This window comes from Microbacterium saperdae (genome assembly GCF_006716345.1).
Lineage (GTDB): Bacteria > Actinomycetota > Actinomycetes > Actinomycetales > Microbacteriaceae > Microbacterium > Microbacterium saperdae.
Genome location: NZ_VFOX01000002.1, coordinates 587091 through 602357, shown reverse-complemented (window position 1 = coordinate 602357; position 15267 = coordinate 587091). Strand labels below are relative to the sequence as shown.

At 69.5% G+C, this 15267-nt stretch carries 13 protein-coding genes; 5 read left to right on the top strand and 8 right to left on the bottom strand.

What is annotated here, in order from left to right:
• Position 1 precedes the first annotated feature (1 nt).
• On the top strand, positions 2 to 844 hold the full coding sequence (locus FB560_RS17495; RefSeq protein WP_141873950.1) for an SDR family NAD(P)-dependent oxidoreductase: 843 nt from the start codon (positions 2 to 4) through the stop codon (positions 842 to 844).
• 139 nt (positions 845 to 983) lie between these two features.
• Here FB560_RS17495 and FB560_RS17490 read toward each other — a convergent pair whose 3' ends face one another.
• The 8 genes from FB560_RS17490 to FB560_RS17455 form a co-directional block, all read right to left on the bottom strand.
• Entirely contained in the window at positions 984 to 3131 is a 2148-nt protein-coding gene (locus tag FB560_RS17490; RefSeq protein ID WP_141873948.1) for a peptidase C14, read from the bottom strand.
• A gap of 139 nt (positions 3132 to 3270) precedes the next feature.
• Positions 3271 to 4275 carry a Gfo/Idh/MocA family oxidoreductase gene (locus FB560_RS17485; RefSeq protein ID WP_141873946.1) on the bottom strand — a complete coding sequence of 335 codons (1005 nt, stop codon included), beginning with the start codon at positions 4273 to 4275 and terminating at the stop codon, positions 3271 to 3273.
• The gene (locus FB560_RS17480; protein WP_141873944.1) at positions 4272 to 5273 is read right to left on the bottom strand and encodes a hydroxyacid dehydrogenase; all 1002 of its coding nucleotides are present in this window, start codon (positions 5271 to 5273) and stop codon (positions 4272 to 4274) included. The genes FB560_RS17485 and FB560_RS17480 overlap by 4 nt, the downstream gene beginning before the upstream one ends.
• 20 nt (positions 5274 to 5293) lie before the next feature.
• Entirely contained in the window at positions 5294 to 6355 is a 1062-nt protein-coding gene (locus tag FB560_RS17475) for a dihydrodipicolinate synthase family protein (protein ID WP_141873942.1), read from the bottom strand.
• Complete coding sequence (locus tag FB560_RS17470) at positions 6355 to 7407, bottom strand: NAD-dependent epimerase/dehydratase family protein (protein ID WP_141873940.1); 1053 nt, start codon at positions 7405 to 7407, stop codon at positions 6355 to 6357. The genes FB560_RS17475 and FB560_RS17470 overlap by 1 nt, the downstream gene beginning before the upstream one ends.
• A 19-nt stretch (positions 7408 to 7426) precedes the next feature.
• On the bottom strand, positions 7427 to 8335 hold the full coding sequence (locus FB560_RS17465) for a carbohydrate ABC transporter permease (RefSeq protein ID WP_141873939.1): 909 nt from the start codon (positions 8333 to 8335) through the stop codon (positions 7427 to 7429).
• The gene (locus FB560_RS17460; RefSeq protein ID WP_141873937.1) at positions 8332 to 9237 is read right to left on the bottom strand and encodes a carbohydrate ABC transporter permease; all 906 of its coding nucleotides are present in this window, start codon (positions 9235 to 9237) and stop codon (positions 8332 to 8334) included. The genes FB560_RS17465 and FB560_RS17460 overlap by 4 nt, the downstream gene beginning before the upstream one ends.
• 70 nt (positions 9238 to 9307) lie before the next feature.
• Complete coding sequence (locus FB560_RS17455) at positions 9308 to 10549, bottom strand: ABC transporter substrate-binding protein (protein ID WP_141873935.1); 1242 nt, start codon at positions 10547 to 10549, stop codon at positions 9308 to 9310.
• A 187-nt stretch (positions 10550 to 10736) separates the two neighbouring features.
• Between FB560_RS17455 and FB560_RS17450 the strand changes: the two genes are divergently transcribed.
• From FB560_RS17450 to FB560_RS17435, 4 genes are all read left to right on the top strand, one after another.
• Positions 10737 to 11933 carry an ROK family transcriptional regulator gene (locus FB560_RS17450; RefSeq protein WP_141873933.1) on the top strand — a complete coding sequence of 399 codons (1197 nt, stop codon included), beginning with the start codon at positions 10737 to 10739 and terminating at the stop codon, positions 11931 to 11933.
• Positions 11930 to 12946, top strand: coding sequence for a Gfo/Idh/MocA family protein (locus FB560_RS17445; RefSeq protein ID WP_141873931.1), 1017 nt, complete (start codon positions 11930 to 11932; stop codon positions 12944 to 12946). Before FB560_RS17450 ends, FB560_RS17445 begins: the two co-directional genes overlap by 4 nt.
• Entirely contained in the window at positions 12943 to 13968 is a 1026-nt protein-coding gene (locus FB560_RS17440) for a Gfo/Idh/MocA family protein (protein ID WP_141873929.1), read from the top strand. The genes FB560_RS17445 and FB560_RS17440 overlap by 4 nt, the downstream gene beginning before the upstream one ends.
• 288 nt (positions 13969 to 14256) lie before the next feature.
• Entirely contained in the window at positions 14257 to 15258 is a 1002-nt protein-coding gene (locus tag FB560_RS17435) for a magnesium and cobalt transport protein CorA (protein ID WP_141873927.1), read from the top strand.
• Positions 15259 to 15267: the final 9 nt, after the last annotated feature.

Below are 15267 nucleotides of genomic sequence, written 5' to 3'. Positions count from 1 at the left end.
CATGACCCGCAAGACGATCGTCATCACCGGCGCCTCCGACGGCATCGGCGCCGCGGCCGCCCGACAGCTGGCCGATGCGGACCACCGGCTGATCCTCGTCGGCCGATCCGCCGAGAAGACCAGAGCCGTCGCCGTCGAGACCGGCGCGACCCACTTCACCGCCGACTTCGCACGGCTCGACGAGGTGCGAGAGCTCGCGGCGCAGATCGCCGCCGAGGTGGGCGAGAACGGCATCGATGTGCTGGCGAACAACGCGGGCGGCATCTTCGGCGACAGGACCCCCACCGTCGACGGGTTCGAGAAGACGCTGCAGGTCAACCACCTGGCGCCGTTCCTGCTCACGAACCTGCTGCTCCCGCAGCTGTTGCGCTCCGGCGCGGCGGTCATCAACACCTCGAGCGTCGCCCACCGTCTGTTCGGACACATCGACATCGACGACCTCGACAACGCGAAGAAGTACAGCGCCAACAAGGCGTACGGTGACGCGAAGCTCGCCAACGTGCTCTTCACGAAGAGCCTGCACACGAAGTTCCATGCCGACGGACTGCGCGCGGTCGCCTTCCACCCCGGCACCGTGAGCACGAACTTCGCCTCCGAGTCATCCAGCATCATGCGGCTCGTCTACCGCACCCCTCTGAAGCGGCTCCTGCTCATCAGTGCGGAGAAGGGTGGCGGAACCCTGCGCTGGTTCATCGACGGCACACCGGATGACACCTGGTTCTCGGGCGCCTATTATGACGAGCGCACCCTGAGCAACCGCGTGAACCCGCAGACCGACGACGCTGCCCTCGCCGAGGCCCTCTGGCAGCGCAGCGCGGAGCTCGTGGGGCTCACCCCGCGCTGAACCCCCGCACACGAATCGAAGGAGAACTCCCGTTCTGAAGGTGCCGAATCGGCATGTGATCCTTCAGAACGGGAGTTCTCCTTCAGAACGTGCGAGGCGGATGCAGGGACACGGCCGGGCTTCGACCCCGGAGCGCGACTCAGACCACGAGGTTCGCGGTGTCGACCACGCGGTCGCCCTCGGCGGGGAACGCGGTGCGGGCGACGCCCGATTCGACGTTGCCGGTGTGCAGCAGGGTGGACTCCGCGCCGAACGCACCGTCGGCAAGCTCGACCGCCCCGCCCTCGAAACGGTTGCCCACCGCGCGGTAGTGCGTGACGCCGGTCTTCACCGCGACGTGGGTGGCGGCGCCCTCCGCGCGGAACGTGCTGTCGGACAGGGTCAGATGCAGATCCCCGCTCCCGGTGCGCGAGATCCCGGTGCCGCCCTTGTTCACGACGTCCGAGCCGGCGATCTCGACCGTCTGCGTCTCACCGCGCGCCGCCGCGATCCGGGCGTTGCGCAGGGTCGAGCCCTCGAAACGGAGCCGTTCCGACGACGAGACCACCGGCCCGGCATCCTCCGCGGCGGTCAACGTCGAACCGCGGAAGGTCACCGCTCCCACCCCCGCGATCTTCATGCCCCCGACCCCGCTCAGCACCGTGTCGACGAAGGTCACCGGCGTCTTCACGGTGGCATTCGTGAGCTCACCCGGCGCGACGAAAGTGAAGTGCGAGTCCGCGATCACGGTCGGTCGTGCCGATGCATCCGAAGCCTGCGTGATGATCAGCGTGTCCGATGCCGTGCATCCGCGCAGCTGCGCACCGTCGGCGTTGATCCACAGCATCCCGGATCCTGACAGCGAGGGCTTGCCGATCACCTGTACGTCTTCGAGAGTGAGGTCGGTGATGCGCACCCGCGCCACGAACCACGAGCAGACGTGCTTGCGCACCGTGATGCGCTTCGCCGCCGACCCCCAGGCCGCGCCGGAGTTCGCGAAGGTCATGAGCCCGGAGTTGCCGGTGTAGGTCAGGTCGTGCTCGTACTGCCCATGGGTGACGAACGGTCCCTGGTCGTCGCCGTCGCCGTGGCAGTTCTCCACCAGGCAGTAGGCGCTCGCCGTGAAGTCGTTCAGGTGCCGGGCGTTCGCGGTGTGGCAGTTGGCGACGTAGCCGTAGAGGCAGTAGATCTGCTGGGTCAGGTAACCGGCGCCGCCCCAGGTCACCGAGGTCGGGTTCTTGAGGGTGCAGCTCTCGGTCGTGAAGTAGGTGTTCCAGCGTCGCTGGATGAGCGGCCAGAAGGTGCCGGTGCCGTCGATGTGGTCGACGTCGCAGCGCACCGCGTATTCGAAGGCCAGCGGATGCGATCCGGTGTACTCGTCGGTCCCGGTGCCGAGGAATTTCAGGTTCGACACCGTGATGTCCTGCACCGGCACGACCCGGCGCCAGGTGATCGTGCGGTCCTTGCCTAGCGGCCAGCCGTTCTTGTAGTTGACGCGGATGTGCGTGCCGTCGACGATCTGCGTCACCTGCACGAGCCGCTGCAGCTCGCGCTCCCATCGACCGGCGAGCCCGTTGACCTCGGCGGCGTACCAGGTGCCGACCGAGAAGAACGAGGAGTCCGCGACGGGGAAGATGTCGGCCAGGTCGGGCACGTTCTCGCCCAGACGCGCCTCCTGCACGTCATCCGTCACCTCCCCACGGAAGAACATCACCGCGGCGAAAGGATCGTCCTTCGGCGCGTTCTCGATCCCCGTGGTCGTCATGAGGTGATTGCCGAAGTCGAACGCGAGATTCGAGCGCGTGAAACGGTGGCGGCGCACGAAGTTCAGATCGGTGTGCGCCTCGATCCGGTGGATCGTGACATCGCTCACCATCGCGTCGAGTGCATCGTCGGCCGGCTTCGAGGCGTCGGCGATGCCGAACTGCCGGAAGTCGACGACGCCCGCATGCACCAGCACCCAGACGCCCTCATTGCGGGCGGCGAGTACCGTGCCGCCGTTCACCGCGGGTGCATCCTTCTTCACGAAGCGGTACAGTCCGTCGCCGCCGTCGCCCGCTGCCGCATAGCCGGCGGTGCGCACGAGATCGCCGGCCTTGCCCTTGAGTTTCGCGAGATCGGATGCCGTACCGGCACCTGCGACGGACTTCGAGCCCGAAGAGCTCTGCGGAACGAGGGGGCCGGACGCCTGGGCCGGCGCGGTCGTGGTGACCGCGGCGACTCCGCCCAGCGCCGCGGCGCCGAAGCCGGCGAGCAGCATCCGTCGGCTGCGCAGGGCCGCGGTCTCGGTGTTCTCCTGATACGTCATGGTGATCCTCCTTGCGGCATCGTCGCCGCGGTCGTGCGCCCACCCTTCCGGGCGGACGCGTTCTCCGGTCAGTCCCCAGATCCCCAGCTGCCTCTCCGAGCGGATGCCCGGAAGCTCGTTCCGTACGGTGGTCGCGAGGTCAGGGGACCCCTTCGACAGGCTCCGGAGTCCAGGGGGCCTGAGCCTCAGGAGCCCGGGGGTCCTGCCCTCGCGCCGCCTCCGCCGCGCGGATCGTGTTCGCCACGACGAGGCGGGCGTCCGCCCACGGCGCGACGACCTCGCCCGCCGCGGCGGCGGCGCGCAGCGCACGGACGAGTCCGTGGAACCCGAGCGATTCGTTCGGGTCGGCCGTCGGCAACGTGACAGAGCGGATGCCGGCGGCGGTGACGAGCTCGATGGAGTAGGCGTCCGGGCCGGGCACGCCGCTCACGAGAACCTCGACCGGCACGTCGTCCGCCTGCCCCTCGACGCGCAGCAGCCCGCTCACACCGGCCGCATCCTCCGAGCGCGTGGTCGATTCGGCGCTCCGGCGGGTCCACCCGCGCGCGGCACGCAGCTCCGCTCCGGGGAGCACGACGTCGAGCATCTCCCAGGCGTGCACGCCGACCGTCACCAGGGTGCCTCCACCGAGGTGCGGGTCGTCCTGCCAGGAGCGCCCCGGGAGCTGGAAAGCGGTGTTGTCGTGCTGCGCCTGCACGCGGATGCTCAGCACCTCGGCCGCCCCGACCTCCGCGGCGAAGGCGATGAGCGCCGGGGCGAACCGCAGGGGCGAGCTCGTGCCCACGGCGCCCCGCCCCGCCTGAATCGCGCGGTCGCGCGCGGCGAGCTGACCGGTCGTCGCGGCGATCACCTTGTTGAGGAACACCGGAGCATCCGCGCCATCGGCCGACAGCGCGCGCAGAAGCGGCACGACCTCCTGCGGTCGGGGCGTGGCGATCACGAGGTCGGGGCGCAGCGCGCACAGCTCCTCGACCGAACCGACCGCCGCACCACCGAAACGCAGGGCGAACTCGGCGCTCGCATGCACATCCGTGTCCTGCACCGCGACGACCTCGCCGCCGAGGGCGCGCACGTTGGCGGCATCCGTCGAAGGATGCGAGTGCGCGAGCCCGGCGAACGCGACGCGGAACCCTGACCCGGTCATGCCATGGACGACAGCTGGTCGCGATCGATCGTGTGCGCGAGCGGGCGGCCCTCGGCGAACGCCGCGACCTCGTCAACCACGATGCGCCCCTGACGACGGCGCCCCTCCGCGGTCCCGGCGGCGCGGTGCGGAGTGAGGAGCACTCCGGGGAGCGACCGGAGCGGGCTGTCGGCGGCGAACGGCTCTTCGTCGAACACGTCGATCGCCGCACTGAGGCGACCCGTGCGGAGCTCATCGATCAGCGCCTGCTCGTCGACCAGCCACGATCTGGCCGTGTTGACCAGACCCGCACCGTCGCGCATCAGCGCCAGCTCGCGGCGACCGATCAGGTGATGCGTCTCGGGAAGAGTCGGGGCGTGCACCGCGACGATCTGCGCCCGGCGCAGCGCCTCATCGAGCGAGACGAGCTCGGCCCCGAGTCCGGCCGCCGTCGCGGGGTCGAGCGTGGGGTCGACCAGCAGCGGCTCGGCGCCGAGGGCACGGATCAGCGACAGGTAGGCCCGCCCCGTGCGAGAGGCTCCGATCACGGCGATCGGCGCCCCCAGGATCTCGTGCTGCGCCCCGGCACGCTCGGCGTCGTACCAGCCCTCGCCCTCGCGCAGCGCGTTGTGCATCTCCGGCACGCGGTGCAGCAGCGCGAGCGTGAATGTCAGAGAGACCTCGGCGACCGGACGCGCCATCCCGGCACCGGCCTGGGTCACGACCACGCCGCGGTCGAACAGCTCCTCGGTGACGAAAGCCTTGAGCGATGCCCCGGTGTGCGCGACGAGCGCCAGCCGCGGCAGGGCCGAGAGCGTCGCGGCATCGAAGGGTCCGATGCCCCAGCTGGTGATGACGATGCGCGCCTCCTCGAGCACGGCATCCGCCAGGCGGTCGACACGCACGAATGATCCGCCGAGGTGCGCGGCGAGGGTGTGAAGCCGCTCGAGGTCGGCGTCCGAGAAGAACTCCGTGCAGAGCTCTGCGGAGACCACGGCGATGATGCGCGGTGCACTCATGTCATCCCTCTCGGTTCCGATCAACGCAGCCAGGCGTCGAGGTTCTCGGCGATGAAGTCGTCGTCGTTCAGAGCGGGGTAGGCCCGCCGCACCCGCTCGATCTCCTCCGCCTGCCCGGGCGACAACCCCTCGGCGGGATCCAGGCACCAGACACCGTCGAGCAGCCCCTGCTGCCGGAGCATCTCGTGCACCCCGGCGATCACACCCTGGAAGTCGTTGCCCGGATCGAACACGGCCTGGTTGACGTCGACCATGTCGGAGGCGAGGAAGCCGAGATCACGGTAGGCGGTGGCGTCCCCCTCCATCGACAGTCGCGTCCGCTCGAGGAGAGCGACGGCGGCGCGGGTGCCGACCGCCCACTGCCCCAGGAGCCCGCCGACGAAACGCAGCGTGCGCGGGCCGGACGGGGAGTCCACGTGGAACTCCGAGAGCAGGTCGGCGACGATCGCATCATCATTGCCCGTGTAAAGGGCGATCTCGTCGGCGCGACCGGAGGCGGCGACACCGCGCACCAGCTCGAGCGTGCGGTAGCGATCGAACGGCGCTGCCTTCACGGCGACGACCGCGGGGATCGAGGCGAACTCGCGCCAGAACTCGCGGTCGAGCACCGGTCCGCCGATCGCGGTCTGCAGGTAGAAGCCCACCACGGGCAGCACGTCGCCCACCGCGCGGGCACGGTCGAGCAGCGCCTGATCGTCGGCCCCGGCGACGCGCGGGCTCACGAGGACGGCGTCGTAGCCGAGGTCGCGCGCCAGCTCCGCTTCGGCCACCGCCTGCGCCGTGCCTCCCGTGACGCCGGCGATGCGCACCACATCGGCGCTCGCGCGCGCATCCATCTCCTCGGCGGCGAGCGCGAGGACCGGTTCGAACAGCGCGTGCTCCGGGTCGCGGATCTCGAACTGCGTCGTATGCACCCCGACGGCGATGCCACCGGCACCCGCATCGAGGTAGTAGCGCGTGAGTGCGCGCTGCCGGCGCTCGTCGAGGCGGCGGTCGGCGGTGAGCGCGAGAGGATGCGCGGGGATCACGGCGCCGCGGGCGAGTGTCGCCGCCGCCTCGGGGCGGAGAGTCGGCACGGGCATCAGAACTTCCCGTCCCGCACGGCCCACTTGGTGGGCTTGGCCGTCATCGGCAGACCACCGGCGATCCAGTCGGCCTGCATGCGGATGAGCGACTCGGCAGGCACGGACGGGTAGCCGAACAGCGCCATGCAGCGGCGCGCATCGCTGAGCAGCGCGGTCGGCAGCGGCTCGTCGACCAGCGTGACCTCGCGGTCGAACAGGGCCCCGAAGCGGCGGGCGATCGACTCGACGCTCAGCAGTTCGGGACCGGTGAGGTTGATCGTGAACGGCTCGGTCGACGCGTGCACCAGGCTGCGCAGCACGACCTCGTTCGCGTAGCCCTGCCAGATCACGTTGACGTTCGCGGTGGCGACCGAGACGGGTTCGCCCGCGTGCACGGCGCTGCCGATGTCGGCGAGCACGCCGTAGCGCAGGTCGACCGCATAGTTCAGGCGGATGATCGCGACCTTGGTGCCGCGCTCCTGGGCACCGAACTCGAACACGCGCTCGCGTCCGAGGCAGGACTGCGCGTACTCCCCGATGGGTGCGGGGGCGACCTCTTCGGATGCTCCGCCCGAGGAGGCGGGCACGAACGGGTAGATGTTGCCGGTGGAGAGCACCGAGATCGCGCTGTCACGGTAGCGGCGCGCCACGCGGTCGGGCAGCGCGGCGTTGACCTCCCATGCCCAGGAGGCGTTGGTCGCGGCGCCGAACTTCGCGCCGACCATGAAGACCACGTTGGGGGCATCCGGCAGCGACGAGAAGTCGTCGTTCTCGATCAGGTCGAACGAGACGACCTTCACCCCCGCCGCCTCCAGGCGCGCGCGGATCGCTGCGTCGCCGAAGCGGGAGACCGCGTAGACGGTGTCGCCCTGACGCCCCGCGGCGTCCAGCCCACGTCGCGCGAGCATCGCCAGCGTCGGGCCCATCTTGCCGCCCGCACCGAGGATCACGAGGTCGCCCGCACCGCGGGAGAGGTCTTCGACGAGTCCGGTGCTCGGGGTGGCGAGAGCCTCTTCGAGCTCCGCCTCGGAAGCGAAGTCGTGCTGCGTGCTGAAACTGTGCTGAGTCATGTCGTGCTTTCCCTTCTTCTCAGCCCTTGATCCCGGTACCGGCGACGCCTTCCTGCACGTACCGCTGAGCGATGAGGTACGCGAGGAAGATCGGCAGCAGCGCGACCACGGACCCGGCGAGCATGGTGCTCAGCGGGACGTTCTGCTGCTGCAGCGAAGAGATGCCGACGGTGAGTGTGAACATCGAGTTGGACTTCGCGATGATGAGCGGCCACAGGAAGTCGTTCCAGTGCCACAGGAACACGAAGATCCCGAGTGTCGCGAGGATCGGCTTGCACAGCGGCAGCACGATCCGCAGGAAGATGCGGAACTCCCCGGCGCCGTCGATGCGCGCGGCCTCGAAGAGCTCGTCGGGAAGTCCCTGGATGAACTGCCGCATCAGGAACACCGCCTGCGCGTTCGCGAGCGAGGGCAGGATCAGTCCCCAGTAGGTGTCGACGCCGCCGAGGTTCGCCATCAGGATGAACGTCGGGATGAGAGTGACGTGGAACGGCACCATGACCATGGCCAGGAACGACCAGAACATCACCTCCTTGCCGCGGAAGCGCTTCTTGGCGAAGGCGTACCCGGCGAGCGCCGAGAGGAACAGCACCGCGACGACCGAGACGAGCGAGTAGATGAGGGTGTTGCCGAGCCATCCGAGGATGTTCTGCCCCGCCAGCACCTGCTCGTACGCGTCGAAGGAGATGTCGTTCCAGGGCAGGAGCGATCCGGGGAGCTCGACGACCTTGCCGGGCTTCAGGCTCAGCACGACCATGGCGTAGAAGGGGAAGAAGCTCAGGATGCCGGCCAGGCTCAGCCAGACCCAGCGCACCGCCACGCCCCAGCCGGTGGGTTCGAGGGCACGGAACGAACGGCGCTTCCTCGACGACGGCGTCGGGGTCTCCGGGGTCTTCGTCGCGGATGGCGGCTGCAGGAGAGCGGTCATTTCTGCTTTCCGATCACGAGGCGCTGGATGAGGGCGACGACCAGGGTCATGATGAACAGCGCGACACCGACGGCGGCCGCATAGCCGTAGTCGAAGTAGCGGAAGCCCTGGTCGTACAGCAGGTAGACGAGCGAGTAGCTGGCGTTGGCCGGTCCACCCTGGGTCATGACGTAGATCACGTCGAAGACCTGGAAGGCCGCGGTGGTCTCGATGACCGCGAGGAAGAACACGGTCGGGCGCAGGTAGGGGAGGACGATCCAGCGGAACCGCTGCCAGGCGTTCGCGCCGTCGACCAGCGCCGCCTCTTCGAGCTCGCGAGGGACGTCCTGCAGGGCCGCGATCATGATCATCATGCCGTAGCCGAATCGCGACCAGACGCCCACGACGATGATGGCGGGGATGACGAGGACCGTGCTGCCGAGCCACGATCCGCCCAGACCCAGCGGCGACATCAGCGCCGACCAGGGGCCGTTCGCCGAGAAGATCCAGACGAAGATCGATCCGGCGAGCACCAGGGAGGTGATGACGGGCAGGAAGAAGATGGAGCGGAAGAAGCGGGCTCCGCGGAACGCGCGGCGCACGCCCAACGCCATCACGGTGGAGAGCACGAGCGAGATCGGCACGGCGAAGAGCGTGTAGATCACCGTGGTGCCCAGCGCCCGCCAGAACAGTGGATCGGCGACCAGGCGCTGGAAGTGGTCGAGACCGCGCCAGGCGATCTCGCCGGTGATGTCGTAGTCGAACAGGCTCAGCGCGACACCGACGATGCTCGGCCCGAATCGGAAGGCGATGAACAGGAGGAAGGCGGGGAGCACGAACAGGAACGCCACCCGGGCTTCCCGTCGGGCGAGCACCCTGGTCACGCGGCCTGCGGGCCTCTTCACCGTGGTTGCGGTCGTCATCAGTCGATACCTCTCAGGAGAGAAGGAGAGAGGGGGCGTGCGGCGGGTTCCCGCACGCCCCCGATCCTGCTTACTTCTTCAGCAGCGGTGCCGCGGCGGCCGCAGCATCCTTGAGCGCATCCGCCGGGGCCTTCTGGCCGAGGAGGGCCGCCTGGATCTCCGGGGCGAGCACACCCATGAGGGCACGCGAGCTCGCGTTGAGCTCGCCGACCGTCGTGTCGGGCACGTACTTCTCGACCTCGCCCAGCAGCGGGTCGTCCGCGTACAGCGGCTCGGTGGTGCTGAGCGCCGAGAAGTACCCGGCAGCGGTGAGGTAGGGCTCGATGACGTCGGCGCTGGTGGCGTACTCCGCGAAGGCCGCGGCGGCCTCAGGAGCCTTGGAGCCCTTGAGCACCGAGAGCGAGCCGACGGTGCCGTAGGCGACGGTCTTCTTGTCGGTCAGCGGCGCGAGGACCTTGACGTTCTCCTCGCCCCAGAACGGTGCGACCTCGGTCACGCCGTTGTTCCAGGTGCAGGCGACCTTGCCTTGGGCGATCGCGGTCTGCTCGAGCGGGACGTTGGTGGTCAGCGCCTCGGGGTCGAGTGCGCCGGACTCGGCCAGGTCGGTGATGAAGGTGAGCGCCTGCTCGCCGGCCTTGCTGTCGAAGCCGACGTCGCCGTCCTTCGTGAAGACCTCGCCACCGGCCTGCCACAGCAGCGGGTAGTAGGTGAGGTTGAGGGTGTTCTCGGCCGAGGCGGGATAGTTCAGCGCGTACATCCCCTTCTCGGTGAACTTCGGGGCCATCTCGATGATGTCGTCCCACGTCTCCGGGTACTCGGTGACGCCGGCCGCCTCGAACGCCGCGGCGTTGCAGATGAGCGGCTGCGCGCTGGTGAGCACGGGGGCACCGAGGATGTCGCCGTCGATCGTGACCGAGGTCTTGACGTTCGGCAGCAGGTCGCCCTGACGTTCCTCGCTCAGCAGATCGTTGAGCGGGAGGATCGACTTCTGGTACGCCGCGAGCTGGTCGGGCACGAGGTAGACGAGGTCGGGACCCTTGCCGGCCGCGATCGCCGTCTGCAGGGACTCATCGCGATTCGCCCACGGGAAGATCTCGTACTTCACGTTGACGTCCTTGTTGTCCTTCTCGAACGCGGCGATCGTCGTGTCCCAGAAGTCCTTGTGCACCGCCTCATCGGCGATCACGGGGTACAGCCAGACGGTGATGTCCTGCTCGCCGGACGGGGTGCTGCCGCCGCCGGCCGAGCATCCGGCCAACAACGTGGCGGCCGCGATGCCTGCGGCGACGCCGGTGAACTTGCTGACGCGCATGGTGCTCCTTTGCTAATGCCGTGCTGGGTCGTCCTATTATGACACCAGCGTGGGATAATTGGTCAAGTGCAGGTTTGCACGCGGTTGTTACGGTTGTGTTTCCGGGCCGAAACCAGCGCAAGTTGATTCAAAAATCCGGTGTGCTATTTTGATCGCACCGCAGACGGCGAAGAAGGAAGGACCGCACATGGTCGTGCTGAACCCGCTGTCGATCGTGACCCGATCGGCGCTGCATCTTCGCGACGTCGGACCGGCCACCGTGAACGAGCTGTCGAGGTCTCTGGAGGTCTCGCGGACATCGGTCGAGACCGCCGTGACCGCTCTGAGCGACGCCGGTACGATCATCGACACCCCCGTGCGCGCCGGCGTCGGCGCCGGGCGGCCCGCGCGACGCTACTCCTTCCACTCCGCCGCCGGCACGGTCGTCGGCCTCGACATCGGCGTCGCCAGCGTGCGAGTCGTCCTCGCCGATCTCGCCGGGCACGTCATCGCCCAGCACAGCTACCCCGGCGTCGCGGCGCACGATGACGGCGCAGCGAAACTGGCCGCCGTGATCGACGACGTGCGCCGCTCCCTCTCGTCCTCGTCGATCCCGGCGTCGCACGTGCGCGCGATCGGCGTCTCGCTGCCGGGCATCGTCGACGACTCCGGGCGCGTGACGACCTCGGTCGTGATCCCGGAATGGTCGGGCGTCGACATCGGCGCGCAGCTGCGTCAGGCGTTCGGATGCCCCGTCGCGGTCGACAACGGCGTGCGTCTGGCCGCCGTGGCCGAGCACCACCTCGGCGTCGCCCAGCTCGTGGACGACGTGATCTACCTCTCGGTCGGCAACCGCATCGCGATGGGCCTGATCCTCGGGGGACGCCCTCGCCGCGGCATCCACAACGCCGCCGGAGACATCGGCCGCCTGGCCTTCCGCGGTCTCGACACCGAGACCGGCCAGATCAGCTGGCGCACGGCACCGACCGCCGCCGAGGTGTTCGAAGCCGCGCGCGCGGGCGACGGGGAGGCGCAGTCCGAGCTCGACGCGTTCATCGACGAGCTCGCGCACGGCATCGCGACCCTGATCATGACGGTCGACCCGGCCATGATCGTGATCGGCGGCGGACTTTCGGCCGCGCACGAGCAGCTGCTCGACCCGCTCCGCGATGCACTGCCCCGCCACCTCGGCCTCCCCTTCCAGGTGCCGCTCGCCGAGGCCCGCCTGGGTGCCGATGCGGCGGCGCACGGCGCACTCGTGCACGCGTTCCAGCGGCACTCCGGCCCGATCTACCGGATCGACGACATGCCCGTGCCGCCGATCACTCCCCTGCCCCCCGAAGAACATCCCCACGACTCCGCAGCATCCGCGGCGTCCCCCGATTCCCCCGAGGAGAACAAGTGAGCACCCTGACGGTCGGACTCATCGGCGCCGGCGGGATCTCCCGCGTGCATGCCGACGCCTGGCGCGCGCTCGGCGCGGTCGGATACGTGACGTCCCTGGTCGGGGCCGAGGAGATCGCCGAGGAGTACGGCTTCACGGTCGTCGCTGACGTCGACGCGCTGATCGAGCTGGTCGACATCGTCGACATCGTGACCCCCAGCAGCACCCACGCCGACTTCGCCCTTCGCGCGATCGCCCGCGGCCGCGACGTGATCTGCGAGAAGCCGCTCGCGGCCACCGCCGAGATCGCGGCGACGGTCGCGCAGGCAGCCGCCGACGCCGGCGTCCGCCTCTTCCCCGCGCACGTGGTGCGCTACATGGGCGAGTACCGGCGCATCAAGCAGGGCATCGAGTCGGGACGCATCGGCACCGTCGCGGTGCAGCGCTTCAGCCGCGCCGGCTCCGCGCCGCAGACGCCGTGGTTCTTCTCCGAGAGCACGGGCGGCGGGCTCATCCGCGACCTGATGATCCACGACATCGACCAGGCGATCTGGTTCGCCGGGCCCGTCGCCGCGGTCTACGCGGTGCAGAACCCCCCGACCGCCGACGACCGCGTGCCCGCTCCCGTCACCTCGCACGTCGTGCTCACGCACCGCAGCGGCGTGATCAGTCACATCCATGGCAGCTGGGTCGCACCGGGCATGCCGTTCCGCACCAGCGTCGAGGTCGCCGGGTCCGAGGGCCGTCTGCGCTACGACAGCGCCGAGGACCACACGCTGCGCACGGATGCCGTGCTCGACAGCACCGCCGCCGACTACCTGCCGCCGATGTCGCCGGAGGAGAGCCCGTACTACGCCGAGATCGTCGACTTCGTGGCGGCGATCCGCGAGGGGCGCGATGCCCTGGTCACTCCGGCAGATGGGATCGAGGCCGTCGCCGTCGCCGAAGCCGCCTATGCATCGATCGCCGCCGGCGCCGCGGTCTCCCTGCCCGTCTCCCTGCCCGTCTCCGAGGCCGAGGAGGCCACCCGATGAACGCCGCCACCCCGCTGCGCATCGCCGTCCTGTCGTTCGCGCACACGCACGCGCTCAGCTACGTGCACGCGCTGAAGAGCATGCCGGGGGTGGAGCTCATCGCCGCCGACCCCGATGGCACGAGCGCCCCCGACGACGCGCCCCGTGGCGCCGAGCTCGCCGCGCAGCTCGGCGTCGCCTACGTCGACAGCTACGACGAGGCCTTCGCCTGGCGGCCCGATGCGGTCGTGATCGCCGCAGAGAACTCACGCCACCGCGCCCTGGTCGAACGTGCGGCCGCCGCCGGCGTGCACGTGCTGTGCGAGAAGCCGCTGGCCACCACCGTCGAAGACGCCGAGGCCATGCGCGCCGCCTGCGAGCGAGCGGGCGTGATCCTCATGGTCGCGTACCCCGTGCGCTTCGCCCCGGCCGTGCGCGATGCCATCGGCGAGCTGCGCAGCGGACGGCTCGGCCGCATCCTCGGCGTCACGGGCATCAACAACGGCACCCTCCCCCAGGACCGCGCCTGGTTCACGGATCCGGAACTGGCCGGCGGCGGCGCGCTCGTCGATCACGTCGTGCACTGCGCCGACCTGCTGGATGAGCTGCTGGGCGAGCGGGCGCAGTCCGTGCGGGCCGTGTCGAACGGCATCCTGCACGCGCAGCGCGACCTCGCCGTCGAGACCGGCGGCCTCGTCACGATCCAGTACCCGAGCGGCGTCATCGCGACGATCGACTGCTCATGGAGCTGGCCGCTCAGCTCGCCGACCTGGGGCGGCCTCACGCTGCAGATCGTCGCCGAGCGCGGCACCGTCACCGTCAGCCCCTTCGCCAAGGGCGTCGCCGGCCACGATGCGCGGGGAGAGACCTGGGACCCGGTCGGCGCCGATCTCGACGCGCTGCTGCTCGAGGAGTTCGTCGCCGCGGTGCGCGAGGGCCGGCAGCCGCAGCCCGATGCCGGCGTCGGTATCCGCACCGTCGAGATCGTGAAGGCCGCCCAGGCCTCCGCATCGCGCGGCGGCGAGGTCGTCGCTCTGGCCTGAGCAGCCGCCCCGGCTGCGTGGCCCCAGGTGCGGATGCTCAGGAACCAGGAGTATGCTCGGCCGTTGGGTCATCTGACCCCGAGGAGAGTCCGGAAGGCGGTGATGGCGATGTCCGATGATAGTTACGGCGCCGCCACCGCTGCGTCGCGACTCCCTGTGATCGCCCGTTGAGCATCCGCTCCGCGATCGCACGTCCTTCTCCGCAGCCGTCGACGGCGTCATCCGCCCCCTGACGAATTCTGCGCACGACCCTCTCCGGGCGTGCGCGCGCGAGAACGGAGCCTGATCATGGCCCTCATCGACAACGGCGTGTACGTCCACGGACGTCGCGTGGAGACCCCGAAGAACCTCGACGACACCTACCGCATCCTGGATGCCGTCGGTGGCACCGCGTGGATCGGCCTGTACCGACCCAGCCCGCAGGAAGTCGAGTCGGTCGCGCGCGAATTCGACCTGCATCCGCTCGCCGTCGAAGACGCGCTCTCCGGTCACCAGCGCTCCAAGGTGGAACGCTACGGCGACACCCTTTTCGCCGTGCTGCGGCCCGCCCGCTACCGCGATGAGCAGGAGTCGGTGGAGTTCGGCGAGCTGCACCTGTTCATCGGCCCCGACTTCGTGGTGACGATCCGGCACGCGGAATCCCCCAACCTCGTCGCCGTGCGCAAGCGCATGGAGGCCAACCCCGACCTGCTCGCGATGGGGCCGGAGGCCGTGCTGTACGCGATCCTCGATGAGGTCGTCGACGGCTACGAGCCGATCGTGGCCGGGCTCCTCAACGACATCGACGAGATCGAGGACGAGCTCTTCGGCGACAGCGACGACGACGCCCTCTCGCGTCGTATCTACGAACTGTCGCGCGAGGTGATCAACTTCCAGCGGGCCGTGCATCCGCTCACGGGAATGCTGGAGTGGCTGCGTCGGGGCTCCGACAAGTACCGCATCGATGAGGAGCTGCAGCGGTCGCTGCGCGACGTGCTCGACCACACCATCCGCGTGAACGAGCGTGTGGACTCGTTCCGCGCGATCCTCGACAACGCCCTCACCGTGCAGTCCGCGCTGGTCGCGCGGCGCCAGTCCGAGGTGAGCCTCGCTCAGAACGACGAGATCAAGAAGATCTCGTCGTGGGCGGCGATCATCTTCGCCCCGACCCTGGTCGGCACCGTCTACGGCATGAACTTCGACGTGATGCCGGAGCTGCACTGGGCCGCCGGCTACCCGCTCGCGCTCGGTGCGATGGCGGCCTTCGCCGTCGCGCTCTACGGGGTCTTCAAGTACAAGAAGTGGTTGTGACCTGCGGGG